We start from the raw sequence: 25,098 nt of genomic DNA on the forward strand, positions 1-25,098 counted from the left end.
CCTCCTCGGCCTCGCGCCAATCGCGTGGCACGATCTCAAACGCAGCGGCAACGCGGCGGTTCCGGCAGGACTGTCGACAATGGCGGTAGACTTAGCGTGTCGCCGTCATCGCCTTGCGAAACGCTTCAAGCGTCTCGGCGCTGACATGGTGCTCGATGCCCTCGGCATCGATGCGCGCCGTCTCGGCGCTGACCCCGAGCGAGCGCAGGAAGGCTTCCACCGTCTGGTGGCGAATGCGGCTCTCTTCCGCGACCTTCCGACCGGCATCGGTCAGGAACACGCCCCGGTAGGGTTTCCTCGAGACGAGCCCGTCAGCGCACAGTCGCGTCAGCATTTTGGCGACGGTCGGCTGGGCGACGCCGAGGCGCGCCGCGATGTCGACCTGGCGCGCCTCGTTGCCGTCCTCAATCAGGTCGGCGATGAGCTCGACATAGTCCTCGACCAGCGCGCTGCGGCGCGCTTCGCGCGTTTGCCTAAACCCCGCCGAGTGACTTTCGGCGTCAGGCAGCGGCTTTTCGCGTGGAACCGGTCTGTTCTTCAGCGCCAATACGCGCTCCTCCTCGACTGTCTGCGGATAGGCCGGCATTTATACATTCATAGCACGGGCTTCCATTCTTCTGGCCCTTTATTTGCATTCGACGGCAGGCGCAACCAGCCTTTCCGATTCACCCGCGCTTCGCCAGCAGGGGGCACTATTCAAAAGCATAAACAATGAAACATAGCATATTGCATAATGTTCAGCCCTGACATAGATAGGATGGCAACGTAGCCGATCCAGCGGAAATCCCCCCATGTCAGAAGCCGAAGCCGGAACAGCATCCCGAACCATGTGGCGATTTGCCCGGCCGGAAGAGGACGAGCAGCCAAGCCTGCGCGAGGTCAACGCCTCGATCGCGGTACCGCAGTCCGGCGTTTGGTTCCGCAGGCTGTTCGCCTTCATGGGGCCGGGCTACATGGTTTCGGTCGGCTACATGGACCCCGGCAACTGGGCTACCGACCTCGCCGGCGGCGCCCAGTTCGGCTACACCCTGCTCTTCATCATCATGTTGTCGAACCTCATGGCGATCCTGCTGCAGGCGCTCGCCGCCAGGCTCGGCATCGCCACCGGGCGTGACCTCGCCCAGGCCTGCCGTGCCTATTATCCGCGGCCGGTCAATTTCATGCTGTGGATCGCCTGCGAGCTGGCGATCATCGCCTGCGATCTGGCCGAAGTCATCGGCACGGCGATCGCTCTGCAGCTGCTGTTCGGCATTCCGCTGATCGGCGGCGCCGTCTTGACCGCCCTCGACGCTTTCCTCGTTCTGCTGCTGATGAACAGGGGCTTCCGTTACCTCGAGGCCTTCATCGTTGCGCTTTTGATCATCATCTTCGGTTGCTTCGCCATCCAGATCTTCGCCGCCGCTCCCCCGGTCGGCTCGATCCTGCATTCCATGTTCGTGCCGTCGTCGGAGATCGTCACCAACCCGGCGATGCTCTACATCGCCATCGGCATCATCGGTGCCACCGTAATGCCGCATAATCTCTATCTGCACTCCTCGATCGTGCAGACCCGCGCCTATGAGCGCACCGAAGCCGGCAAGCGCGATGCCATCAAATGGGCAACGATGGACTCGACCATCGCCTTGATATTGGCGCTGTTCGTCAACGCCTCCATCCTGATCGTCTCGGCGGTGGCTTTCCATGGCACCGGCCATCACGACGTCGCCGAGATCGGCCAGGCCTTCGAGCTTCTCTCGCCGCTGCTCGGCCTCGGCATCGCTTCGATCCTGTTTGCCGTGGCGCTGCTTGCCTCCGGCCTGAATTCCACGGTGACGGCGACGCTCGCCGGCCAGATCGTGATGGAGGGCTTCCTGCGCCTGCGCATCCCGCAATGGGCGCGACGCCTGCTGACGCGCGGCATCGCCATCGTCCCGGTGGTGGTCGTCACCGCGCTCTATGGCGAGAAGGGAACCGGCCAGCTCCTCGTCTTCAGCCAGGTGATCCTGTCGATGCAATTGCCCTTCGCGGTGATCCCACTCGTGCAGTTCGTGTCGGACAAAAAGAAGATGGGCAATCTTGCCATTCCGCGGGGCGTCGCCGCGCTTGCATGGGTGGTCGCCGCTCTCATCCTGGTGCTCAACTTCAAGCTGCTCTACGACACCGTCGCCGGCATTGGCTGAAAGTTTCTCTCAGCCAGGACGGACGCGACAAATCGTCAATCCGCGCTATCTTGCCAGGCCATGACGCGGATTGCCGAAGCCCGAAAATTCTACGCGCGACTGATGGCTGCCAATGCAGGTTCGGCCGATCCGCGTCTCGAAGGCGTGTTCGCCGCGGTCCCGCGCGAAGCCTTTCTCGGGCCTGGGCCGTGGACGGTCGTCGCCGGCAACGGCAAGGTCGAAACGCCGAGCGCCGATCCCGTCCACATCTATCAGAACGTGCTGGTAGCGCTTGACGCCGATAAGGGCATCAACAATGGCGAGCCGTTTCTGCACGCCATGTGGATCGGCAAGGTGGCGCCAAAACCCGGCGAGACCGTCACTCATGTCGGCGCAGGCACCGGCTATTACACAGCTCTGCTGGCCCATTTGATTTCGCCGGGCGGCGCAGTCACAGCCTTCGAACTGGAATCCAGTCTCGCCGACCGCGCGAGAAAGAATCTCGAAGCTTATGACGAGGTGGCCGTCATCCATGGCGATGCGGTCATCAGCGGCCTGCCACCGTCCGACATCATCTACGTCAATGCCGGCGTCGCGGCACCCCCGGCCGAGTGGTTGAAGGCGCTGAAACCCGGCGGCCGCATGGTCTTTCCGTGGCGTCCGGCGGAGCGCGTTGGCCTCGCGGTGATGGTGACCCGCACTGAACAGGGTCTTGCCTGCGATCCGTTCATGCGGTCATGGTTCATCCCTTGCATCGGCGCCTCGCTCGCAAGTTCCGCGGCGAAAATCGACCGCGAAAGCGCGGCTCGCAGCCGTTCGATCTGGCTAACGAGCGAAGCGGCCCCGGACAGGACCGCCACTGCGATCATCGGAGACGTCTGGTTCTCGTCGCGGAGCATCGGGCCTTCGTGAACCGGAATGCCGGAAATTTTTCCGGCCCCTGTCGGACCGGCGTCCGCTCGCACGTCCTTTGGCCGAACTCGGCCTAAACGGCACGGAAAATGAAAAGGGAGAATCCAATGAGGAAGATCATCACTGCGACATTCGTCAGCCTCGACGGCGTCATGCAGGCGCCTGGCGGGCCGGAAGAAGACCCGGTCGGCGGCTTCGAATTCGGTGGCTGGACGTTCCATTACTGGGACGACGTCGGAGGCGCCTTTATTGGTGAGACCTTCGCAAAACCCTTCGCGCTGCTCCTCGGCCGCAAGACCTACGACATCTTCGCCGCGCATTGGCCGTACCAGAAGAGCGGTCCGATCGCCGACAGCTTCAACGCCGCCACCAAATATGTGGCAACGCACCGGCCCGATACGCTGTCGTGGCAAAACAGCCAGTGGCTCGGCGACGACGTCGTGGCCGCACTGCGCCAGCTCAAGCAGGAGGACGGCCCCGACCTGCTCATCCAGGGATCGAGCGAACTCATCCAGACCTTGCTCGCCAACGACCTGATCGACGAAATCAGCCTGCTGACCTTCCCGCTGGTGCTGGGCAAGGGTAAGCGGCTGTTCGGCAGCGGCGCAATTCCGGCGGCCTTCAAGCTGAGCCGCTCACAGGTATCGACCACCGGCGTCATCATGGCGACCTATGAACGTGGCGGTGAGATCAGGACCGGATCCTTCGCCCAGGAACAGCCGTCCGAAGCCGAGATCGAGAGACGCCGAACCTGGAAATAGACGCCCGCGCACTGCGTTAACAACAAGGGGATGGCCGACATCGGCCGTCCCTCTGCCATTTTGCCGATCACGCAGCCTGTTGCCGCCGCGCCAGCCCGTCGCGGATGCACGCGGCAAACTCCCGCGCCGCCGGCCCGACACTATGCTCCGGCAGATGCAAATTGATCGAGAAATTCGGCAAGGCCGGCAGCTCCGGATCGGCGGCCAGAATGTCGAGATCGCCCGGCACGGTGGAGGCCAGCCAGGTCGTGACGGCCAGGTCCGAACGCACAGTCGCCGTCGTCGCGTCGAGGTTGCCGTTCTCGAACACGGTCCGCCATTCCAGCCCACGCTCGTTGAGCGCCGCCAGCACCGCCGGGCGGAAGGCGCAGGTGTCGGCCACCATCGAAACCGGCAAAGGCCGCTTGCGGCGGGCTATGCCGCCTTTGGCGCCGACCCAGACCAGCCGGTCGATGACGAGACATTCGCCGGCTGACGGACCGACCGGTTCCTCAATCACGGCAAGGTCTATCGTGCCAGTCGCCAATGCCGCCGCAAGCTCCGGCGACGAGGCGCAGACCAGCGAAATCTCGACCTGCGGATAGGTCTCGGCATAGCTCTTCAGCACCGGAGCAAGCATGGTGCCAACCAGATCATACGGCACGCCGAGCCGCACCTCACCAGCGACCGCGCTGGTCGCCATCTCGGCCCAGATCTCGTCATTCAGGGAGAGCAGGCGCTTGCCCTTGCCGAACAGTCGCTCCCCGGAACGGGTCAGTCGCAGCCCGCGCCGGTCGCGCTCGAACAGGCTGCAGCCGAGAACCTCCTCCAGCCGCTTGATCTGCTGGCTGACGGCGCCCTGCGTCAGATGCAGCGCGTTCGCAGCCGCCGTCATGCTGGCCTTGTCGGCGACGGTGACGAAGGTCCTGACCAAGGCCGTGTCGAGATTGCGGATCATGGTTTGCATTATATTCTCTAATGCTAACCATAGCAAACATTGCATTTACTGATGCCTGACAATGCTTAGCATGCTGGATTCCCAACAGAGGAAACAGCATGTTTGAGGCCATCCTTCCGCTCGTCCTGTTTGCGCTGGTCTCGACCTCCACGCCCGGCATGGCCACGACCTTGTCGACAGCGTCGGGGGCGCAGTTCGGCTTTCGCCGCTCGGTTCCGCTGATGGCCGGAAGTGCTGCCGGCCTGGCCACGGTGGCCGCGGCAGGTGCGGCCGGACTCGCCGGCCTGTTGGAGGCGGCTCCGTCCCTGCAGCTGGCGATGAAGATAGCCGGATCGCTCTATCTGATCTGGCTCGCCGTCAAGATCGGCCGCAGCGGTCCACCCAATCTGGACGTGACCATGGCAAAGCCGAACAGCTTTTTCGGTGGCGCCGGCCTGCAATGGATGAACCCCAAGGGCTGGGCGATGGGATTGGGGGCGGCGGCATCTTTTGCCGCACTCGCCAACGGACCGCTGCAGCTTGCCCTGCTACTCGGCGCGGTCTTTGGCCTGGCAGCCGCGCTGTCGCTGTCGGCGTGGTGCGTGGCGGGCACGCTGCTCGCCCGGTTGCTTAGAACCGAGCGGCAGTGGCGGGTGTTGAACATTGCGCTCGGCCTGCTGCTGGCCGCCTCGATAATCCCGATGTGGCGAACAGCCTAAACGCTTGAGTTCCTCGTCCCACCTGCGTGGGGCGAGGAACCCAAATTCTGCGGGGGCGCCAATCCCACCTCGGCCTTCAAGCCGCGTAGCGTGCCGCCGGTTTGTCAGCATGCAAGCTGCCGTAAAGGGCTTGCCGAGCGCCAAGGAAGATGTCCAGCTTGGCCGCATCGGCAAGCGCCGGTGCGGTGACGGCTTCACCCCTGGCTAGGCCGACAAGTGCTGCATCCACCAGATCGTCGGCCGTCATGATGATCTCCTTCGGGAGGCTGTCGATATCGCTGCCCGCAAGTTCCCAGAACTCGGTTCGCGTGGCCCCTGGTAGCACCACCTGCGCCTTCACCCCGGTGCCGGTGACTTCGCGCTGCAAGGCTTCGGTGAAGTTGACGACATAGGCCTTGGTGCCGCTGTAGATGCCGCCGAACGAGGTGTCGAAGGCCAGCACCGAGGCGATGTTGACGATGGCGCCGCGGTTGCGCGACAGCAGTCCCGGCAGCACCGCGCGCGTCAGCCGGGTCAGCGCCACGACATTGACCTTGATCATCCGCTCGGCCACGTCGGCGTCGGCCGTTGCCACGAGTTGCGCACCGCCAAGGCCGGCATTGTTGACCAGCAGCGTCACGCTGTCGTCGGCCGATATCACCTGCTCGACGCGGCGCACATCGTTGTCGTCGGCAAGATCGGCGCTGATCACGCCGACCTTGCGGCCGTATTCGGCGCGCAGCTTGCCGGCCAGTTCCTCCAGCCGCTCGGCGCGCCGCGCCACCAGCACCAGATCATAGCCCTGCCCCGCCAGCCGGTCCGCATAGACCGCGCCGATGCCCGACGAGGCGCCGGTGACAACCGCCGTGCCCTTGTTGTTCTGTCCACTCATTGTCCTGTTCCTTTTTTCGGTTGATCTACTTCGCTTCGAACCGGTGCAGGCACTGGGAACCCTCGCCTTGCCGGCAAAGCCGTGCGATCCAATTAGTGGCATATGCCACTGTTGCGAAGTAGGTATATGCCACTATCTTGTCAATGATCGACGCGGGGATTATTTGTGAGGCAGCGGACGGACATCATGTTGCCGTCGCCAAGGACCCATCATGTCGAAAGACACCCTTCCGGGCCTGACCCTTTGCAACAACGCCGTGCTGCGCCGCGCGACGCGCAAGCTTGGTCAGTTCTACGACGATGTGGTCGCCCCGTCGGGCCTGAAGGCCACTCAGCAAGGCCTGCTCTACCAGATCCATATCGGAGACGAGCCGGCCATGGGCGCCATCGCCGCGGCCCTGGTCATGGACCTGTCGGCGCTCGGCCATACGCTGAAGCCGCTGATCCGCGACGGTTATGTCGAGACTTTCACTGACAAGGACGACCGCCGCATCAAGCGCGTGCGGCTGACGTCGCAGGGCTTGGTCAAGCTCGATGAAGCGATGAAGCTGTGGCGCGTCGCCCAGCAGCGTTTTGAGGACATGGTCGGCAAGGAGCAGGCGGCAATGTTGCGCGCGGCGCTGGACGACATCGCCGCGCTGGATTTTGGTATACCGCCGGCAGCGCCCTGAGGTCTCGAACAGCGGCGGTAGCCAGAACTTATTCCGCCGGCATTGCCACCGCCCGGGCCGCCCGGTGGCCGGCCAGCATGACGCCAAGACCCAGGATCGGGAACACTGCGGCGACTAGGCCGAGATCGGCCGGCGCGCCATAGCGCAGCACCGCGCCGCCGACCACGGCGCCCAGCGCCACGCCGAGATAGAGCGCCGAGCCGTTGAGCGACAGCACGATGGGCGCGGCATCGGGCGCCAGCCTGATGATGCGGCTCGCCTGCGCCGGCGGGAAGGCCCAGCCGACGATACCCCACGGCACCATCATCGCCATCAGCGCCGGCCCGGCGATGCTGTGCGGCAGGAATGCCGGGATAACCGAAAGCATGACCAGCATCACCGCGCTCAGCGCCAGCGACCAGCTGACGGTGCGCGTCGCGCCGAAGCGGTCGGCCGCCTGCCCGCCGGCAATGTTGCCGATAACGGCGCCGACACCGAAGGCGAGCAGCATGCCGGGCAGCGCGATCGGGCTCAAGCCTCCGCCTTCGATGGCTAGCGGCGCGACAAAGGCAAAGACCGTGAAGGCACCGGTGAGCGCCAAGAGTGTGGTCAGCAGGATCGATGGCACGCCGGGGCGAAGGGTTGCGGCCAGCCGTTGCCTGAGCGGCAGCTTGGTGCCGACGATGCCGCGCGGCAGCCGGTACCACAGGATGGCGCCGGCCAGGGCGCCGAGCCCGGCGATGGCAAAGAACGTGCCGCGCCAGCCGGCAACCGTCGCGACAAGCGCGCCGAGCGGGGCGCCGACCGCCACCGCCACCGTGGTGCCGCCGACGACGACGGCAATGGCGCGGGCGCGGTGATGATCATCGACAAGCGCCACGGCCGTCCCTTGCGCCGTCGCCGCGAACAGGCCGGACGACAGCGCCATGACGATGCGGGCGATCAGCAGCAGTTCGAAGGAGGAACTCAGCGCCGCAGCCAGGTTGCCCAGCACGAAGAACACCAGCGTCCACAAGATAACGCGCCGCCGGTCCCATTCGCCGGTGAGCGTCGCCAGGATCGGTGTCCCAAGCGCATAGGCGAGCGCGAAGGCGGTGATCAGCGTCCCGGCGAGTGGAACGGAGATGGCGGCGTCGGCCGCGATGTCGGGCAACAGGCTTGAAATGACGAAGCCTTCGGTCGCGATCGTGAATGATCCGAGCGCAAGCCAGATGAGGCGCTTGTCCATAGCAACAATCCTTAGTTCAAAAGTTATTGAACAATTGAACATAACAGGGCATGATGTCAATGAGCTCTCGCATACTAATCGAAGCCTGCTGACAGCCCGATGTCAGGACAGGCATGAATGGCGTCAAAAACCGCCTACACCCGCTGAGGAGGAGACGCGTTGAAATCGGCCCCGATTGCGCTTAATTCCTGGGCATGACCCTACCCCATCCCACCGCCGACCAGATCAGTCTGCCGAACGTGCTTGCCGTGCTCGGCGATCCCACGCGGCTGGCCATCGTGCGCTATCTCGCCAGCAAAGAAGGCGTGCCGCTGAACTGCAGCCAATTCCTCGATCTCGGCTCGAAGACCAATCTGAGCTATCATTTGGCCAAGCTGCGGGAGGCCGGCGTTACCCGCGCCGAGGTGGTCGGCACCAGCCGGCTGATTACACTGCGCCGCGACGACCTCGATGCCCGCTTTCCGGGCCTGCTCGACAGCGTCATTGCGGCTACCGTCAACGATACGGCGCTGCCCGCGGTCGGCGCCCCCGAGATCGAAATCCGCGCCTGAGGCCGTTACTCGCCCCTGTGTAACAGGCAGGGCAATCGCATTTGGATTCTTGCGAAGATGGACCCCCACCCTAACCCTCCCCACAAGGGGGAGGGAACGCTGCCGCGCGCCTTTACTTTCCCCTCGGCTTTCCACCTGCGATAGTCCTGGTGTAACAGGGGAGAGGACCAAAGTCCTGCCAGGTCCGCCCTTCCCGACTGGTCATTCGACCCCAACGGAGCTAACCATATGCGCATTGCCGTCCTCGCCGATATCCACGGCAACGTCCTCGCCCTGGACGCCGTGCTCGACGATCTGCAGCAGCGCGGCGGCGCCGACCTCGTTGTCAATCTCGGCGATTGCGTCTCCGGCCCGCTCTGGCCGCGCGAAACCATGGAGCGGCTAGAAGCGCTCGCCCTGCCGACGGTGCGCGGCAATCACGATCGCCGCGTCGCCCGCGACACCGCCGATGAAACCATGTGGCCGTCCGACCGCTACGCGCAGGAACGGCTGACATCGGCTCAGCGTGAGGCGCTGTTCGCCTTGCCCCTCACGCTGGAGATCGCGCCTGGGGTGACTGCCTTCCATGCCCGGCCCGCCCATGACGAAAAATATCTGACCGATACGATAGCCGACGGCCGGCTGGTGCGCGCACCGCTGGCCGCCATCAAGCGACGGCTGGCCCCGCTCGATCCCGCTTGCCGCATCGTGCTGTGCGGCCACAGCCACCGCAGCGAGCTGATCCGTATCCCCGACGGCCCGGTCGTCTTCAATCCGGGCAGCATCGGCTGTCCCGCCTATGACGATTCGACACCACCGGCGCATGTTTCCGAGCAAGGCTCTCCGCACGCCCGCTACGGCATCGTCGAGCTGGGCGAGCCGGGCCGCCCCGACCGCTTCGAGGCCATCGCCGTCGATTATGACCACGAGGCGGCGGCGCGGCAGGCCGAACAGGCGGGACGGCCGGAATGGGCCCACGCGCTGCGAACCGGATTTATGCCGGGCTGAACGCGGAGCGCGTTCATACCTCAGGCTGAACCGCCTTCATGCCGGGGCCGCATTTTCGGGCTTACATAGCGCCATGTCGTCCCTTATAAAATCGACCTGGCATGCGGTGGCGTTTCGGTGCCTGGCCGCGCCTTCGGAAATGCATCTATCGCCACGGCCAAAATGATGAGGCGCACAGTTACGCTCCGAACGACGCTGTACGCGCTGATTGCCGTCCCTCTCCTGCTGACGGCGCTGCTGCCGGCCAGGGCCGAGGAGGCGCCTTTCGTTTCCATCGTGACGGACCTCGCACCAGGCGATCTCCTGAACGTCCGCGCCACGGCATCGGCGATGGGCAAGATCAAGGCTCGACTGCCGAATGGTACGAGCGTGAACAATCTCGGCTGCAACGACGTCAATGGTTACCGCTGGTGCAAGGTCGCAGAAATCGACAACCCGCAACTGACCGGATGGGCTCCCGCGCGCTACCTGAACCCCGAGAATCCGGCGGCCGTTGCGGATGAGGATACCGAAACGGCCGGCGAAGGCACGGCCCCTGCAGCCGAGGCCTCGAACCCGGCAATTGCAGATCAGCCGCTGCCAGACCTGACAGCGCGCCTGGGCGCGGCCGGTCAGGAAACCACGGTGACAGCGGCTGAGGCAATCGGCAGGGCCGCCATCGAGGATGCCTTGGCGCTCGCGGCCAGCGGAAGTCCGTCGACCGGGGAGATGCCGCCGCTCGCGGCAACGGAGGACGCCATCCAGAATCGCGCCGCCAATGCGGCGCCTCCGGCCGATGCACAAACCGTTGCGCGGCTGCAGCCGCCAGGGCCGCCAGTCCCTGGTGCCCGCAACGAGATTCCTTGCGCGCGCTATGTCGGCCAGCCGATGACCAGATGCGGAGCCAATGTCGAGCGGCTGGCCGACGGCAAAGCCGAGGTGACCGTGACCTGGCCCGATGGCGGCACGCGCGTCATCAGCTTTCAGGCAGGTCGGCCCGCCGGCTCGAATGCATCAGGCGAATTCCGCTACACCCGCGAGGGCAGCCTGAACCTGATCCGTGTCGGCGTTTCCGAACGCTTCGAGATTCCTGATGCTTTGGCGACCGGAGGCTAGGCAGATTCGAAACGCTGGAGGGACCGCGCCCCCCTCTGTCCTGCCGGACATCTCCCCCACGAGGGGGGAGATTGGCTGTTTCGCCGACAGCGCCTCTTTTTCGAGGTTGGCTGTTGGCGAAATCAAAGATGAAGGCCGATCTCCCCCCGTGTGGGGGAGATGTCCGGCAGGACAGAGGGGGGCGCGAAGGAATGAGGCGCTTGTTTGCTCGGTTGGAGCAAGCCTCGCATAAACCCGCATTTTAGGGGGTTACATCAGGCAAAACTCTTCCCTATAAGGCCCTCCTAGCCTGATACCAGAATCGCGAGCACAACCGGCCGGGTCTTCCCGTCCGGTTTTTCGTGCAAGCCGCCTGCCGAACGGACCCTCGATATGCCAAGACGCACCGACATCAAGTCGATCCTGATCATCGGGGCCGGCCCCATCGTCATCGGCCAGGCCTGCGAGTTCGACTATTCCGGCACCCAGGCCTGCAAGGCGCTGAAGGAAGAGGGTTTTCGCGTCATCCTGGTCAATTCCAACCCGGCCACCATCATGACCGACCCGGAGCTGGCCGACGCCACCTATATCGAGCCGATCACGCCGGAAGTGGTGGCCAAGATTATCGCCAAGGAGCGGCCCGACGCGCTGCTGCCGACCATGGGCGGCCAGACCGCGCTCAACACTGCTCTGTCGCTGCGTCGCATGGGCGTGCTCGAACGCTACAATGTCGAGATGATCGGCGCCGACGCCACGGCAATAGACAAGGCCGAGGACCGGGCGCTGTTTCGCGAGGCGATGAAGAAGATCGGCCTGGAAACGCCGAAGTCGATGCTGGCCAACGCCACCGACGTTAAGAACGCCGACCGCAAGACGCACGAGGCCGAGCGCGCCGCGTTGAAGGCCGAGAAGCCCGAAAACCTCGACGCCGCGCTTGACGCGCTGGAAACGCGCTGGAACCTTGGCGAGGGCGACCGCAAGCAGCGCTATATCAGCCACGGCATGGCGATCGCCGCGCAGGCGCTCGACCATGTCGGCCTGCCCGCCATCATCCGCCCGTCCTTCACCATGGGCGGCACCGGCGGTGGCATCGCCTACAACCGCGCCGAATTTTACGAGATCGTCCAGTCCGGCCTCGACGCCTCGCCGACCACCGAAGTGCTGATCGAGGAAAGCGTGCTCGGCTGGAAGGAGTACGAGATGGAGGTTGTCCGCGACAAGGCCGACAACTGCATCATCGTCTGCTCGATCGAGAACATCGACCCGATGGGCGTGCACACCGGCGACTCGATCACCGTCGCCCCGGCCCTGACGCTCACCGACAAAGAATACCAGATGATGCGCAACGCCTCGATCGCCGTGCTGCGCGAGATCGGCGTCGAGACCGGCGGCTCCAACGTGCAGTTCGCCGTCAACCCGGCCGACGGTCGCCTAGTGGTCATAGAGATGAACCCGCGCGTCTCGCGCTCGTCGGCTCTCGCCTCCAAGGCGACCGGCTTCCCCATCGCCAAGATCGCGGCAAAGCTCGCCGTCGGCTACACGCTGGACGAGCTGGAGAACGACATCACCGGCGGCGCGACGCCCGCCTCGTTCGAGCCGTCGATCGACTACGTCGTGACAAAAATCCCGCGCTTTGCCTTCGAGAAATTTCCCGGCGCCGAGCCGGTGCTGACCACCGCGATGAAGTCGGTCGGCGAGGTCATGGCCATCGGACGCACTTTTCAGGAATCGCTGCAGAAGGCTTTGCGTGGGCTTGAAACCGGCCTGACCGGCCTCGACGAGATCGAGATCCCCGGCATCGCGCACGGCGCGGCCAGCCACGCCGACGACCGCAACGCCATCCGAGCCGCTCTCGGCACGCCGACGCCGGACCGGCTACGCATGGTGGCGCAGGCGATCCGCATGGGCACCTCGCTGGAAGACGTGCACGCCATGTGCAAGATCGACCCGTGGTTCCTCGAACAGATCGCCGGCATCCTGGCCATGGAGGATCGCATTCGCGAACACGGCATTCCCGAGGATGCCGCCAATCTGCGCATGCTGAAGGCGATGGGTTTTTCCGATGCCCGCCTCGCGTCCCTGGTCAGGAAAGACGTGGAAGAGATCCAGAAGATTCGCGACAAGCTCGACGTTCATCCGGTTTATAAGCGCATCGACACCTGTGCGGCCGAGTTCGCCTCGCCCACCGCCTATATGTACTCGACCTATGAGGTGCCTTTCGCCGGCGCGCTCGCCAACGAGGCGCAGGTCTCGTCGCGCAAGAAGGTCGTCATTCTCGGCGGCGGGCCGAACCGCATCGGCCAGGGCATCGAGTTCGACTATTGCTGCTGCCACGCCGCCTTTGCGCTGCGCGACGCCGGCTTCGAGGCGATCATGGTCAACTGCAACCCGGAGACCGTGTCGACCGACTACGACACGTCGGACCGGCTCTATTTCGAGCCGCTGACGCCGGAGGACGTGCTGGAGATCCTGCGCGCCGAACAGGCGTCAGGCGAGCTGGTTGGCGTCATTGTCCAGTTCGGCGGCCAGACGCCGCTGAAGCTCGCCGACGCGCTGGAGAAGGCCGGCATTCCGATCCTCGGCACCTCGCCCGACATGATCGATCTGGCCGAAGACCGCGACCGCTTCCAGAAGCTGTTGCACAAGCTCGGCCTCAGCCAGCCGAAGAACGGCATCGCCTATTCGGTCGAGCAGGCCCGCCTCGTTGCCGGCGAGCTCGGCTTCCCGCTGGTCGTGCGCCCGTCCTATGTGCTCGGCGGCCGCGCCATGCAGATCATCCACGACGAAAGCATGCTGCAATCCTACCTGCTCGACACCGTGCCCGGCCTGGTGCCGGAGGACATCAAGCAGAAATACCCGAACGACAAGACCGGCCAGATCAACACGCTGCTGGGCAAGAACCCGCTGCTGTTCGACACCTACCTGTCGGGCGCCATCGAGGTCGATGTCGATTGCCTGTGCGACGGCAAGTCGACGTTCGTCTCCGGCATCCTGGAACATATCGAGGAGGCCGGCATCCATTCGGGCGACAGCGCCTGCTCGCTGCCGGTGCATTCGCTGCCTTCGGAGCTCGTCGACGAGCTGGAGCGCCAGACGGCCGCACTTGCCCGTGCGCTCAACGTCGGCGGGCTGATGAACGTGCAATATGCGATCCAGGACGGCACCGTCTATGTGCTGGAGGTCAACCCGCGCGCGTCGCGCACCGTGCCCTTCGTCGCCAAGACCATCGGCCGTCCCATAGCCAAGATCGCTGCCCGCATCATGGCCGGCGAGAGCCTGGAAGATGCCTTCGCCCATTACGGCGCCATGCCCGACCCGCGTAACCCCGGCCACATCGCGGTCAAGGAAGCGGTGTTCCCCTTCGCCCGTTTCCCCGGCGTTGACATCCTGCTCGGACCGGAAATGCGCTCGACCGGCGAGGTGATGGGCCTCGACCGCGACTTCGCGCTTGCCTTCGCCAAGAGCCAGTTAGGGGCGGGTGTTGATCTCCCCCGCGCGGGCACGCTGTTCGTCTCGGTGCGCGACGAGGACAAGAAGGGCATTCTGCCGGCGGTCAAGCGCCTGGCCGGCCAGGGCTTCAAGGTGCTGGCCACCTCGGGTACCGCTCGCTTCCTCGCCGAGAACGGCGTCGCGGCGGAGAAAATAAACAAGGTGCTGGAAGGCCGCCCGCACATCGAGGACGCCATCCGCAACCGCCAGGTGCAGATCGTCTTCAACACGACTGATGGCCAGAAGGCCGTGTCGGACTCCAAATCGCTGCGCAGGGCGACGCTAATGCAGAAAGTGCCGTATTACACGACGCTGTCGGGCGCGGCCGCTGTGGCGGAGGCGATTGCGGCGCTGCGGGCGGGGAACCTGGAAGTGAGGCCGCTGCAGGAGTATTTTGCCTAGGTGATTGGCTGATCTCCTTGGGGAGCATCGGCAACGGCCACGCTCCAAATTACCTAAGGACAAATCTTTTCATTGCTAAGTCAATTGGAGAGGCATGTGTGTCGTCTATCTGATTGAGTATCGCTTTTCTCTCATCACGCCCGAGTATTTCCATTGCACCCACTACAGCTGCTCGATCCATCGGTGCAAACTGCATAAAACTTGAACGGTGAGAACGCACCCAAGCCAAGTCCTTAAGAGAAACAGCCGCTCTCGCTTGCGAACGAATCTCTCCTGAGAACACGGCGTTTTGGATCGGCCTGATCTGCAACAGATTAGCACTACCAGCACAAATCCAATCCCACCAACGGCGCACAGCCTGTCGTCGATAGTATCCAGATACCGCGATCTGCCTGATTAGCGGTAAGGCAATCTCATGCCCTCCAGACTGAATTACACCGTCCAGAGCCTTCGCAAGCTCATGAAAGACGGGAAGGAAAGCATCAAGGGAAGCGCTCGCAACATCGATAAACTGATCAGAATTGCTGGCACGGGCTCTCCTGATATACGCCTTGATCAGATTAAGATCGACATACCCATCAGCACTAAACTTCTCTCTAATTGTCCGCCCAGTTTCATCCAGAATTTCGGCGCTTAGTGCCGGTCCAATTTCTACGTCGGCGTGCTCACCATAGGGATCAAGGGCCGATATCCTCTGCATCGCGGCCTTGGTTTCGGTATCCATATGATCTTGGAGTACTTTTTCCGAAAACTCTTCCCGAGAATATATGTTAGTTTTTCTGCCATTAAGGTTAAGTCGATGGTTTTCATATAAATAAATTGACAATAGCTCTATAGCATATTGAAGTGAATACTTATCGTTGTCAAACATTCGAATGTCATCTACATATCTAACGTGCTTAAATCCATTTCGTATCAAAAGCTGATCTACATCGATTAAAACTGCCTCAGAAATTAAATTGCTAGCGTTTGGCCCAACTGGTATCCCTTTTGAAGCGCCAGCATTTATTGAATGGATAACTGATTCAAAATCTTGCGCCACCTCATCCAAGCGGGGATCGGCAGCTTCTATTGAGCCGCGCACGCGATGAGAATAAATCTGGTTAAAGAAATCCGAAATGTCAGCAGTCGCGGCAAACTCATGATTATTTGCGAGCTGTCGTGACTTCTCCTTGTATTCATCGTAGCCGGTGCCCGACGAGAAAAACGCACCATCTAACGGTGAAAATCTATTCGAAAATGCAACCCCTTGGCTAGCCGGGACTCTGGCAGCCTCGATTACCGGTCCAACTCGATAGGCTAAGGCCGTATAAGTAAGACATGTCAACGGGTCCAGTTGATGAACAATTCTATACGAGCACTTTCCTTTAGCCACTGGCATCGAATCTGCGGGAACTATTGGAAGCTTCTTGACATTAGATGACATAAGGCGATCACGTACATTCTCCCAGTCAGCCCATACAGCTTGGTATGCCGGCAACCTGGGAAAGAAATCACTGTCCTCAAAGCGCTCAAGATGACGGCGCGCAAAATCGAGACTGTCTTCCGTCAATTTCGTCAATATGGCCCCCCAAGCAATGCGTAGCGCTAGGTATTTGAATACGTCGCAACCATCGGTACTGAAGACTAGTTTACTTGAAAGACAAGTGAAAACTTGTGCCAGGAATTCCCAGCCCTTCACGGGCTCAGGGCGTTCGACCGGGGGTTCACGTTGAGATACTTCGCATAAATCCGGTTGACGGCGTTGTTGAACGCCGGAGTTGACGGCGTAGATACGCACCATCACAACATTATCCAGCGAGGTTGCCCGCCGCCTCCGGGCAATGTTTCAGCGCCCTCAGCGACGCCTCGGTCTGCGTTTCGATGTCGCCGCGCACCATCTCGCCTGAAACCATTTGCAGGGAGCTGTCTGCCCGCCTTGGGAGGGCCAGTTCCGCCGCTCGCCCCTCAGTTGAGAAACCCAATAAACCGTCCCGCGAACAGCACCGACGTCCACAGCACCAGCGAAAGCACCGCCAGGATGGTGACGGTCCCGCCGGCCGGCTCGTCACCGCCTTTTGCGCGGCGCATGAAGACGAGGAAGTTGGCGCCGGCGAGGAGGATGAGCGTCATCTTGGTGAGGAAAATCGGCATCGCCGCATACTCCCTCGCCCTGACTGAGAAGAGCAGCGACCCCGTGACAAGCGCGCTGGCGAACGCGGTAAATGCGGTGCGGCGCAGCAACGCGACGAACGCCGCCTGCGGCAGTGAGCGGAAGGCGCCGAGGACTCTGAGGTCCATGAGCCAGACGCTGGTCAGCAGCGCGCCGATCGACATGATGTGGAGCGCATTGACTATGGGGTAGGCGACGAATGAGGCCTTCAATGCCCGCACGAAGGCGAGTTGCTCGATGCCGGCGAGGAACTCGTCCATTCAAGCCGGCGGCACACGGTCGGGATAGACGTCATAAGCCTTACCGTTGACAATGACGCGGGCTGCTTTCATGCGCTTTTCGGCCTCGTCGAGCGAGCGGTGGCCGATCGCGGTCACCTCGTCGCCGATCTTGGCAACCTCCTCCGTGAAGCCGGCGGCAATGGTTCGGGACGGCGGCGCCATCTCCACCCTCCAGACCTCTCCCTCTGCGTCGACATCCAGCGTGGCGTGCGGATTGCCGATATAGATGGCCGTGATTTTGCCCCGGAGTTCGAAAAACCCGTCCTCGGTCCACGACCAGCCGTGATGGGCGTAAGCCGCGGTGCCGGCGGCAAGGATCACTGCCGCTGCCAGCGTGACGTTCCGAATCCCGTTGAAAGGTGACTGCATCGCTCGCCTCCTCGGCTCATCCCGTCAGTATTCGAGAGTAGGTCGCCGCGCGGTAACGTCAAATCACATCGGTGCGAAGGCTGTCGGCCATGACCGCTATGGACCGTTCGCCCAGGCGCCGGCCGATCGATCGCCGACAGGCAATCGCTTCAGGTTGGCGCTGCCCCTCATTCCCTGCCGGGCATTTCTCCCCGTATAGTGACGGGGAGAAAGACGCTTTCGCAAAGGATTTCGCCAATCTCCAGCGATGCAGAAAACGTGCCGAGGTTGCGGCCAGCCTCTTCTCCCCGTCCCTATACGGGGAGAAGGTGCCGGCAGGCGGATGAGGGGCGGCACCGACATCGACAATTGGTCAGTCGAGCGCCAGTTTTGTCTGCAGCGATTGTCCCGCGGAATGAACGGTCCGGTCTTGCTTATGACGTATATGCACGCCATGTTCGGCCTGCCGCTCTTCTTCTCCATCGGATGAAGGTCGGAGACTTAACACCTGAACGAGGCAAACCATGAGCAGTATTAGAGACCGTCAGGAAGGCTTCGAAAAGAAGTTTGCGATGGACGAGGAGACGAAGTTCAAGGCCATGGCGCGGCGCAACAAGCTGCTCGGCCTGTGGGCCGCCGAAAAGCTCGGCAAGACCGGTGAGGACGCCGACGCCTATGCGAAAGAGGTGGTGCGCGCGGACTTCGAAGAGGCAGGCGACGACGATGTGTTCCGCAAGGTACGCGCCGATTTCGACGCGGCTGGCGTCGCCCAGTCGGATCATCAGATTCGCGGCGCCATGGCCGAACTGTTGGTGACCGCGGTCGAGCAGATCAAAACCAGCTGAGAGCAGCGCCAGCTTAAAGCGCATCGCGACGCGCTTTAAGTTCTTGTTTTATGCATGTCGTTATCCCAAAACCGCTGCGCACCCTCGGGTCAGGCCCGAGGGCATGCTTTTGGGCGACATGCACTAGCTGTGGGCGGCCACCAAATCCTTTATGCGCTCTTCGTGCATCCGCAGCGTCGGTAGCGTCTTCTTGGCGAATTCCTTCAGCGCCGGGTCTTCGCCCGACCGCGCATAGGTGGAAAACAGCGCCAATGCCTGCTTGTGCGCCTCGGTCTGCAGGACGATGTATTTCGCCTGGAATTCATCGCCGTCGAGGGTCTTTAGCTGGTCCAGCATCGCCTGGTCTTTCGGCAACAAAGCGGGGCCGCTCGGTGTCACCGAGGCGGTGGTCTGGCTCTGTTCGAGAGCTGCCTTGAAATCCTCACCAGCCTTGGTGTGATCCCTAACCATCAGCGAGGCGAAATCCTTCACATCGGCGGCGACGTTCTTTTGTTCGGCCAGCTTGCTGCTTTCAATCTCGAACCGGTTGGCGCTGGGGACGGTTTTGGTAAAGGTCTCGGTGTCGATCTTGGTTTCGCCGACAGCAGGTAAATCGGCCGGCGCTGCGGATTGGGCGAAGGCCGCCGACGTTGCAGCAAGCAGGGCAAGTGCGGCAATGGCAAGATGCGGTCTCATTGGAACCTCCGGGGTTTCATGTGTCCTCGGAGTTCCAACGCGACTCAAGCGGCGAAGTTGCGCGGAGATTGGAGCGTCCTCCCTTCTCCCCCTGTGGGAGAAGGTGGCCTCGCGCAGCGAGGTCGGATGAGGGGTGTTCCAGCTTGGCGTTACGCCCACTCACAACCGCCCATCAACGCCGAGAGACGCACAATTGCCAACGCCTCATTTCTTCCAACACCCCTCTACCGTCTCGGCGCTAGCGCGCCGATCCACCTTCTCCCACAAGGGAGAAGGGAAGGCCCGCCTCAGTGGCAGCACGCGCCGGCATACTGCAGTTGCTCGTCCCAGTTCGGCCGGCCCTCCGGCGTGAAATCCATCAGGTTCCACAAGGGCTCGCAGGTGCCGACGGCGCGCGGATCCTGGCCGGGTTCGGACGGCGCGAAGCCAAGCTCGGAACTCCAGAAATGGCGGATGCCGTCGGCGTCGCGATGGAACACCGACAGCATCGGCAACTGCGCGCCATCGTCGGCCTCGGCGTGGTAGTCGCGCTTGAAGCTGTTGCCGGCCGAGGAGACCAGCCGCATGTTCGTCCAGCCGCGGTCGCGGCCAAGCGTGATCAGGTTTTCGAGCGCGGTCTTGCCCACCACGGCGAAATTGAAGCCGGCGGCCTCCAGATGGCCAATGGCGCCATCGAACTGGTCGAGCAGCGCCGTGCACGACGGACATGGCTGGTCCGGCCGCGCGAGCTTGGCCGTGCCGCCACTCGTCGCCACGTCGCGCGTCTCCTGCGGATGGCGCGGAAACATCATCGAGTAGACGATCAGCGTGTCCTTGCCAGGCGAAAACAGCTCCGACAGTGTTATGCGGGCCGGCTTGCCATCCGGGCCAAGCCCGTCGAACACATAGTCCTCAGGCACCAGCCCGCCAGGCGGCAGGGCACGACGGGCGACGGCCACATCCTCCATGGCGCGGCGCAGTTCGATTTCCTTCTGCAGCAGCGTTTCGCGGGCGGCGCGGTATTCCTGGGATTCGTTGGGAAAGGTGATCATCGTCATCTCCATCAGCCGTGCTTTTGGCGGCGCGCCGCACGCGGCAACACGCCTTGCCTCTCAAAGACGCGGGAACGGAGGCGGTTCCGACATTTGCGCCGGCCGCGATGCGATAAAATCTGGGCTGCCGCTTCAGCTACGGCGCTGTCGGCACCGGGCAGCTCGTATCGCCTTCCTGGCAATTGAGGTAGCCCTGAAAATCCTTCAGCCGATTGTTGGTGAGGCTCTCCTTGCAGCCGGCGATGACCATCGGATACATGCTGCCGGCCATATCGGGCGGGCCGCCCTGGAAAGCGCATTCGGAATCGCGGAAGGCGACCCAGGCGCGCTGCGCGCCTACCAGCAGCTTCTTCGTCGCCGCATCGTCCTTCAGCCGCCCCTCGATCTGCCTGTAGGCCTGGTTGAGCTTCTTGTCGGCTTCGGTGAACGACTTGCCGGCGCATTCGTTCATGGTCGCCTGGTCCTGCGCGTTGGCGCAATCGTCGGCACGCGCCGCGTTGGCAAGCAGCGGAACGGCGAGGATCAAGGTGGCGAGACCGGTTTTGGCCAGACCCGTTTTGGAATGCAAAAGCCGCATCGTGTTTCTCCGATTTCGAAAGCTCCCGCTGTAACAAAGCTTAACCGTGAGACGAATACAGGCAAGACGCAGTCTGTCGCCTTGGTGGACAGTTCCTTTCAGGCCGGCTCCGACGGCTGCGAAGCAATAGTGTTGCGGGGACGGGATGCATCTCACTGCATTCTTCGTTCAGGACTATAAGTCCATATCGGAGAAAACCATGCGCGAAGCCGACAATGACGAAATCGACCTGCGCTGCCCGCAGATCGTCGCAGACAACGCCGCCATGGGCCTCAGGCTGCGCGGCATATTTGGCCGCGGCGGGACCGAGATCGGCGTGGCGCGGGCCACCCAGCTCAAGAACCGGCAAAAGCTTTCGCCCTCCACCGTCCGGCGCATGGTCAGCTACTTCGCTCGCCATAAGGTCGACAAGAACGGCCGCAATTCCGGCAATGAGCAGGATCCGTCGGCCGGCTATATTGCCTGGCTTTTATGGGGTGGCGACGAAGGCCGCGCCTGGGCGCTCGGCGTCAAGCAGAAGATCGGCAACGCGCCCGACATCTGAACGGCAACAAAGCAGGTTCGTCTCGGGCTCTAGCCTTCCCAGTCGACTTCGAACATCCCCAGCCGCTCGTAGAGCCTGACGGCGGCGGCATTCTCAACCGTGTTGGTTTTGAGATCGACATGCGCAGCGCCCCGTGCGCGAAAGGCGGCGAAGACGTGCCACATCAGCGCTTCGGCGATGCCTCGGCTGCGCGCCTCGGGGTGGACGGCAAGGTCTTTCACGAACGCCCTCGTCCAGCACAGCGCCGCGCCCGCCAGCCGACCCTTGCTGTCGATGACCAGGAAACACAAAGCAGGATCGAATTCCGCGTCGTTTGAAACGCGCGGCCACCATTCGTCGAACGGCCCGTCGGCGCCATCGTCGAACACGGTGGTCAGCAGCGCATGCAAAGCGAGCGCGTCGGTGGCCTCGAGCCCGCGCATGACGAAGCCTTCCGGCCAGCGCGGCGGGGCAAGCGTGTCGTCGAGGATCTTGCGCAGTCTTATGTCGTTTGGCGCCGGCGGGCGCGGCTCAGGCATGGTGGTCAGGCATCGGGCTGCAGGCGACGCCGAGCGCGGTCGCGGCCAAGGCCGGTTTCTTCCAGCATGCCCTTGCGCTTGGCGTCGTAATAATAGCCGCTCTGGTAGAGCCGGTCGGCGCGGTTGGCGTTGCCGCCGGCCACCAGCCAGGCGCCGCGCAGGTATTTCACCGCATATTTCAGATTGGTCTCGGCGTCGAACAGCCCGCTCGCCGGCCCGACATAGCCCATGCCGCGCGCCGTCGCATGCTTGATCTGCATCAGCCCCCAATGGCCGCGATTGTAGGCTTTGGGATTGAAGGTGCTCTCGCGCTTGACGACGCGGCGCACCAGATCGACCGGCACCTCATAAAGGGCGGCGTATTTCTCGATCAGTCGCTCGATCTCGCCGCGCGGTCCCGTCGCGTACTCCTTGGCAGGGCTGGTCGAAAGCAGGTCGGACGGATCTTCAGGCACGACATAGGCGGCCTGCTGCACGCCGGGCATCGTCTTGCTTGTTTCGCCAGTGACCGGCATGGCCACAGCGGCCGTCGCATGGACAGGTGGCGTGGCGTCGCCCGCCAAGGCTGCAGGCGCAGTTGCGGCCAACGGGGTCGGGCCGGCGAAGGCGGCTGGCTGGGCAGGCGTCGCGGTGGGGTCGACAGCCAGCGCCGCCGTCTGGACAGGCGCGACGCCGGACGATTCCGGCAGCACCGAAACCGTGTCGGGCAGCACCAGCGTAAAGCCGACATCAGAGCCTGCGGCGGCGGTTTCAGTCAGGGAAGGCACCGGCTTCGTCTGCGAGGTCGAGGTGCAGCCGCTGAGGCCGGCCGCAGCGAGCATCACGCCGATCGCGGAAAAGATGATTTTTGCTGGCAAGCCGCGCTCGGGTCCGGTTCGTCTGTTAAGAAAATCCTTACACCAGCACCTTTCCCCCCGCAATCCGCAGCCTGTTGTGGACTTCGGATGGTTTTCGGGTGGCGACAATAACCTGAAAATGCGATATCTCGTTCTCGATATGTACTGGATTCCCATCCGTTTCTTCGGAAAGGAGCACATCATGGAAAGCACCCCTCAAGCCACCGCCGGCCACGCGGTCTTCGAAACCGTGATCGGCTTTATGGGCATCGCCTGGAGCAAAGCCGGACTGACGAGGCTCTGCCTGCCCCAGCGCAACCGCGACGCGGTGGAACGCCGGCTCTTGCACCATACCGGCAGCGCCGCTTCGAGCGCCCAACCGCAATGGGTTGCCGAGCTGATCGCGTCGATAAAGGCCTATGCAGCCGGCGAAGACGTCGATTTCTCCGGTGTGCCGGTCGATCTCACCGGCGTCGACGATTTCCGCCTCGCCATCTACGACGCGGCGCGCAAGCTCGCCTTTGGCGAGACCACCACCTATGGCGAGCTGGCCAAGCGCGCCGGCCATGCCGGGCTGGCGCGTGAGACGGGCGCAGCACTCGGCGCCAACCCAGTGCCGCTGGTCATCCCGTGCCACCGCATTCTTGCCGCCGGCGGCAAGATCGGCGGTTTTTCCGCGCCGGGCGGCTCGACCACCAAGGAAAAGATGCTGGCGATGGAAGGCGTGCGCGTCGGCCCGCCGCCGCCGGCGCAGGTCTCATTCGGCTTCTAGGGTGTTAGTTCGGAAAGATGCGCCGGCGGAAACGCCGGTCTGTGTCCACCCGCTTGCATTTGTAGACGACGCAGGACCTCGTATCGGCGCTCGGTACCGACGCCCGTGCCCTGACCTCACCCATGTTACAGAAACGCTGGCTCCGCACATAGCGGTCGTAGAGCGGCAGCCCCGGCGTGCGCGTCGACTGGTAACGCAAGATGACGGCGCCTTCCCGCGCAATCGTCGCCTGCACCCTGTCGCAGCTCATGCGGCTCGGGTCATAGCGCGAGATCGCCTGCGCCTCGGCGGCCACCAGCGTCAGGCAGGCGGCAAGCAGAACAGTTTTCATGGTCCTCTCCCAAAAACAGGACCGGACGCTCGAAGACGGCACGATCCTTCCCCGCAGCGTGCGCGATAAACAATGCGACCCACCGCAACACGCGACGTTACAAGGCTTTCACGCGATTGGGGCGGCCGTTGGGCAGCGCCGCGTCAGCGCCTTTTTTCGCGAAGTCTTGTTTTTTGCGGAGAAGCGGACTATATGAGGTCCATTGATATTTCGGCCGATCGATCCGGGCCTCGCGATATTCGCGTTTGCTGACGTCTATCTCCAAAATCTCGATACAAACCGGCTGGACTTCGGTTCGGTCAATCTAAAGCAAACGTATAAGGACTATCGAAATGGCAACAGGTACGGTCAAGTGGTTTAACTCCACCAAGGGTTTCGGCTTCATCCAGCCTGACAGCGGCGGCGCGGACGTTTTCGTTCACATCTCCGCAGTCGAGCGCGCTGGACTGTCGACCTTGGTCGAAGGCCAGAAGATCAACTTCGAGATCGAGCAGGACCGCCGCACTGGCAAGTCGTCCGCTGGATCTCTGAGCAAGGCAGCCTGATTTTGCGAATGGCGCGCGCCGGGCGATAGCTCGGGGCGCGCGGCAAGTCACGGATGTACTGACAGTCGCGCGAGAAGCGCACCGGAGCGGAAAGACCCCGACAAGCCGAAGCAGCAGATTGCTGCCGGCCCGGACCGGACGCTCCCGATCAGGCTACCGAGCATGGAAGGCGGGATTTTGTCCCGCCTTTTTGCTGTCTGGATTCCATCCCTGCTCGGTTTACGCGTCGCGGCCGAAGGCCGCAAAGCCGACCGGGCGTCGCGCCTCGTGGCGCGCCCCGTCCGGAACGAGCCGCGAAGCGGCGACGAGCGTGAGGACAGAATTAAGGCAGCCATTCCATCGGTACGTGCCCCGGATCGGCCTCGACCCGTTTTAGCCAGGCCGCCACCGCCGGATAGGCGTCGAGCTGAAAACCGCCCATCTCGGCCGTATGCGTATAGGCGTAGAGCGCGATGTCGGCGACGCTCAATGTATCACCAGCAAAGAACGCACTGCCCGCCAGATGCTTGTTCATCACGCCGAGCGCCTTGTTGCCGCGCTCCAGCGTCACCGCCAGCCGCTCCGGAGTCGCGTCCTTGGCCCGTTCGGGAAAGGTCAGCAGCGCCTTGCGCACTGCGATATAGGGCTCGTGGCTGTACTGCTCGAAGAACAGCCACTGATAGGCCAGTGCGCGCTCGTATTTGTCGGCGGGCAGGAACCGCGTGTCTTCGGCGAGATAGAGCAGGATGGCGTTGGATTCGGCAAGCCGCCTGCCGTCGTCGAGCTCGAGCAGCGGCACCATGGCGTTCGGGTTCTTGGCGACGTAGTCGGGCTTGCGCGTGTCGCCGGTATGCGAGCTCACCTCGACATTGGTGAAGGCCATGCCGAGCTTGGCCATCAGAAGGCGCGGTTTGTAGCAATTGCCGCTGTCGATCATTCCATAAAGTATGGTCATCTTTGCTCCCAT

27 protein-coding genes and 1 pseudogene are annotated in these 25,098 nt (G+C 62.9%); 13 read left to right on the forward strand and 15 right to left on the reverse strand.

Going from position 1 to position 25,098, the window contains the following annotated elements; genetic code table 11:
* Positions 1-91: 91 nt before the first annotated feature.
* Positions 92-547 (reverse strand): manganese-binding transcriptional regulator MntR, encoded by a 456-nt coding sequence (mntR, locus tag EOC93_RS12130; protein WP_164547295.1) that lies wholly within the window; start codon positions 545-547, stop codon positions 92-94.
* Positions 548-791: 244 nt separating this feature from the next.
* Between mntR and EOC93_RS12135 the strand changes: the two genes are divergently transcribed.
* From EOC93_RS12135 to EOC93_RS12145, 3 genes are all read left to right on the forward strand, one after another.
* Complete coding sequence (locus tag EOC93_RS12135; RefSeq protein ID WP_126105345.1) at positions 792-2,159, forward strand: Nramp family divalent metal transporter; 1,368 nt, start codon at positions 792-794, stop codon at positions 2,157-2,159.
* A 60-nt stretch (positions 2,160-2,219) separates the two neighbouring features.
* Positions 2,220-3,050 (forward strand): protein-L-isoaspartate O-methyltransferase, encoded by an 831-nt coding sequence (locus EOC93_RS12140; protein ID WP_127204721.1) that lies wholly within the window; start codon positions 2,220-2,222, stop codon positions 3,048-3,050.
* 107 nt (positions 3,051-3,157) lie between these two features.
* Positions 3,158-3,811, forward strand: a complete 654-nt coding sequence (locus EOC93_RS12145; RefSeq protein WP_127204722.1) for a dihydrofolate reductase family protein — start codon at positions 3,158-3,160, stop codon at positions 3,809-3,811.
* A gap of 67 nt (positions 3,812-3,878) precedes the next feature.
* Here the strand turns inward: EOC93_RS12145 and EOC93_RS12150 are convergent, their stop codons facing one another.
* Entirely contained in the window at positions 3,879-4,748 is an 870-nt protein-coding gene (locus EOC93_RS12150; RefSeq protein ID WP_127204740.1) for a LysR substrate-binding domain-containing protein, read from the reverse strand.
* Between the two features lie 98 nt (positions 4,749-4,846).
* On the opposite strand from EOC93_RS12150, the gene EOC93_RS12155 reads away from it, so the two are divergent.
* A complete protein-coding gene (locus tag EOC93_RS12155) occupies positions 4,847-5,446 on the forward strand; it encodes a LysE family translocator (RefSeq protein ID WP_127204723.1) in 600 nt (199 codons plus the stop codon).
* Positions 5,447-5,522: 76 nt separating this feature from the next.
* Here the strand turns inward: EOC93_RS12155 and EOC93_RS12160 are convergent, their stop codons facing one another.
* Positions 5,523-6,317 (reverse strand): SDR family oxidoreductase, encoded by a 795-nt coding sequence (locus EOC93_RS12160; protein ID WP_095489227.1) that lies wholly within the window; start codon positions 6,315-6,317, stop codon positions 5,523-5,525.
* A 211-nt stretch (positions 6,318-6,528) separates the two neighbouring features.
* Between EOC93_RS12160 and EOC93_RS12165 the strand changes: the two genes are divergently transcribed.
* Positions 6,529-6,987, forward strand: a complete 459-nt coding sequence (locus EOC93_RS12165; RefSeq protein ID WP_127204724.1) for a MarR family winged helix-turn-helix transcriptional regulator — start codon at positions 6,529-6,531, stop codon at positions 6,985-6,987.
* Between the two features lie 28 nt (positions 6,988-7,015).
* Here EOC93_RS12165 and EOC93_RS12170 read toward each other — a convergent pair whose 3' ends face one another.
* A complete protein-coding gene (locus EOC93_RS12170) occupies positions 7,016-8,194 on the reverse strand; it encodes an MFS transporter (protein WP_127204725.1) in 1,179 nt (392 codons plus the stop codon).
* Positions 8,195-8,388: 194 nt separating this feature from the next.
* Between EOC93_RS12170 and EOC93_RS12175 the strand changes: the two genes are divergently transcribed.
* The 4 genes from EOC93_RS12175 (at position 8,389) to carB (ending at position 14,697) form a co-directional block, all read left to right on the forward strand.
* Positions 8,389-8,745, forward strand: a complete 357-nt coding sequence (locus EOC93_RS12175; RefSeq protein WP_095488920.1) for a helix-turn-helix transcriptional regulator — start codon at positions 8,389-8,391, stop codon at positions 8,743-8,745.
* A 228-nt stretch (positions 8,746-8,973) separates the two neighbouring features.
* A complete protein-coding gene (locus tag EOC93_RS12180) occupies positions 8,974-9,732 on the forward strand; it encodes a metallophosphoesterase family protein (RefSeq protein ID WP_095488919.1) in 759 nt (252 codons plus the stop codon).
* Between the two features lie 165 nt (positions 9,733-9,897).
* Positions 9,898-10,827: an SH3 domain-containing protein gene (locus tag EOC93_RS12185; protein ID WP_095489226.1), complete on the forward strand. Its 930-nt coding sequence runs from the start codon at positions 9,898-9,900 to the stop codon at positions 10,825-10,827.
* A 372-nt stretch (positions 10,828-11,199) separates the two neighbouring features.
* Entirely contained in the window at positions 11,200-14,697 is a 3,498-nt protein-coding gene (carB, locus tag EOC93_RS12195; RefSeq protein WP_095488918.1) for a carbamoyl-phosphate synthase large subunit, read from the forward strand.
* Between the two features lie 49 nt (positions 14,698-14,746).
* On the opposite strand, the gene EOC93_RS12200 is transcribed toward carB, so the two are convergent.
* From EOC93_RS12200 to EOC93_RS12215, 4 genes and pseudogenes are all read right to left on the reverse strand, one after another.
* Positions 14,747-16,123 (reverse strand): RNA-directed DNA polymerase, encoded by a 1,377-nt coding sequence (locus tag EOC93_RS12200; protein WP_348627598.1) that lies wholly within the window; start codon positions 16,121-16,123, stop codon positions 14,747-14,749.
* A gap of 275 nt (positions 16,124-16,398) precedes the next feature.
* Positions 16,399-16,592: pseudogene (locus EOC93_RS35535) on the reverse strand (Rid family hydrolase); the annotation flags it as partial.
* Positions 16,593-16,644: 52 nt separating this feature from the next.
* A complete protein-coding gene (locus EOC93_RS12210) occupies positions 16,645-17,109 on the reverse strand; it encodes a DUF6644 family protein (protein WP_095488915.1) in 465 nt (154 codons plus the stop codon).
* Entirely contained in the window at positions 17,110-17,499 is a 390-nt protein-coding gene (locus EOC93_RS12215) for a DUF6152 family protein (RefSeq protein WP_095488914.1), read from the reverse strand.
* A 503-nt stretch (positions 17,500-18,002) separates the two neighbouring features.
* Between EOC93_RS12215 and EOC93_RS12225 the strand changes: the two genes are divergently transcribed.
* Positions 18,003-18,323 carry a DUF1476 domain-containing protein gene (locus EOC93_RS12225; protein ID WP_095488912.1) on the forward strand — a complete coding sequence of 107 codons (321 nt, stop codon included), beginning with the start codon at positions 18,003-18,005 and terminating at the stop codon, positions 18,321-18,323.
* 123 nt (positions 18,324-18,446) lie between these two features.
* Here the strand turns inward: EOC93_RS12225 and EOC93_RS12230 are convergent, their stop codons facing one another.
* From EOC93_RS12230 to EOC93_RS12240, 3 genes are all read right to left on the reverse strand, one after another.
* Positions 18,447-18,998 carry a DUF4142 domain-containing protein gene (locus EOC93_RS12230; protein WP_127204727.1) on the reverse strand — a complete coding sequence of 184 codons (552 nt, stop codon included), beginning with the start codon at positions 18,996-18,998 and terminating at the stop codon, positions 18,447-18,449.
* Between the two features lie 287 nt (positions 18,999-19,285).
* Positions 19,286-20,029 (reverse strand): DUF899 family protein, encoded by a 744-nt coding sequence (locus tag EOC93_RS12235; protein WP_095489225.1) that lies wholly within the window; start codon positions 20,027-20,029, stop codon positions 19,286-19,288.
* Between the two features lie 136 nt (positions 20,030-20,165).
* Complete coding sequence (locus EOC93_RS12240) at positions 20,166-20,606, reverse strand: lysozyme inhibitor LprI family protein (RefSeq protein WP_095488910.1); 441 nt, start codon at positions 20,604-20,606, stop codon at positions 20,166-20,168.
* 199 nt (positions 20,607-20,805) lie between these two features.
* Between EOC93_RS12240 and EOC93_RS12245 the strand changes: the two genes are divergently transcribed.
* The gene (locus EOC93_RS12245) at positions 20,806-21,150 is read left to right on the forward strand and encodes a hypothetical protein (RefSeq protein ID WP_095489224.1); all 345 of its coding nucleotides are present in this window, start codon (positions 20,806-20,808) and stop codon (positions 21,148-21,150) included.
* Between the two features lie 29 nt (positions 21,151-21,179).
* On the opposite strand, the gene EOC93_RS12250 is transcribed toward EOC93_RS12245, so the two are convergent.
* Together EOC93_RS12250 and EOC93_RS12255 are read right to left on the reverse strand one after the other, a co-directional pair.
* A complete protein-coding gene (locus tag EOC93_RS12250) occupies positions 21,180-21,668 on the reverse strand; it encodes a GNAT family N-acetyltransferase (protein ID WP_127204728.1) in 489 nt (162 codons plus the stop codon).
* A 5-nt stretch (positions 21,669-21,673) separates the two neighbouring features.
* Positions 21,674-22,525, reverse strand: coding sequence for a lytic transglycosylase domain-containing protein (locus EOC93_RS12255; protein ID WP_095488908.1), 852 nt, complete (start codon positions 22,523-22,525; stop codon positions 21,674-21,676).
* Between the two features lie 181 nt (positions 22,526-22,706).
* Here EOC93_RS12255 and EOC93_RS12260 point away from each other — a divergent pair, with 181 nt between their 5' ends.
* Positions 22,707-23,276 carry a methylated-DNA--[protein]-cysteine S-methyltransferase gene (locus tag EOC93_RS12260; protein WP_095489223.1) on the forward strand — a complete coding sequence of 190 codons (570 nt, stop codon included), beginning with the start codon at positions 22,707-22,709 and terminating at the stop codon, positions 23,274-23,276.
* Positions 23,277-23,280: 4 nt separating this feature from the next.
* Here EOC93_RS12260 and EOC93_RS12265 read toward each other — a convergent pair whose 3' ends face one another.
* Positions 23,281-23,607, reverse strand: a complete 327-nt coding sequence (locus tag EOC93_RS12265; protein WP_095488907.1) for a hypothetical protein — start codon at positions 23,605-23,607, stop codon at positions 23,281-23,283.
* Positions 23,608-23,939: 332 nt separating this feature from the next.
* Between EOC93_RS12265 and EOC93_RS12270 the strand changes: the two genes are divergently transcribed.
* Entirely contained in the window at positions 23,940-24,152 is a 213-nt protein-coding gene (locus EOC93_RS12270) for a cold-shock protein (RefSeq protein ID WP_023678332.1), read from the forward strand.
* A gap of 322 nt (positions 24,153-24,474) precedes the next feature.
* Here EOC93_RS12270 and EOC93_RS12275 read toward each other — a convergent pair whose 3' ends face one another.
* The gene (locus tag EOC93_RS12275; RefSeq protein WP_126105325.1) at positions 24,475-25,086 is read right to left on the reverse strand and encodes a glutathione S-transferase family protein; all 612 of its coding nucleotides are present in this window, start codon (positions 25,084-25,086) and stop codon (positions 24,475-24,477) included.
* Positions 25,087-25,098 lie beyond the last annotated feature (12 nt).

Source organism: Mesorhizobium sp. M6A.T.Ce.TU.002.03.1.1 (assembly GCF_003997275.1).
GTDB classification, from domain to species: Bacteria; Pseudomonadota; Alphaproteobacteria; order Rhizobiales; family Rhizobiaceae; genus Mesorhizobium; species Mesorhizobium mediterraneum.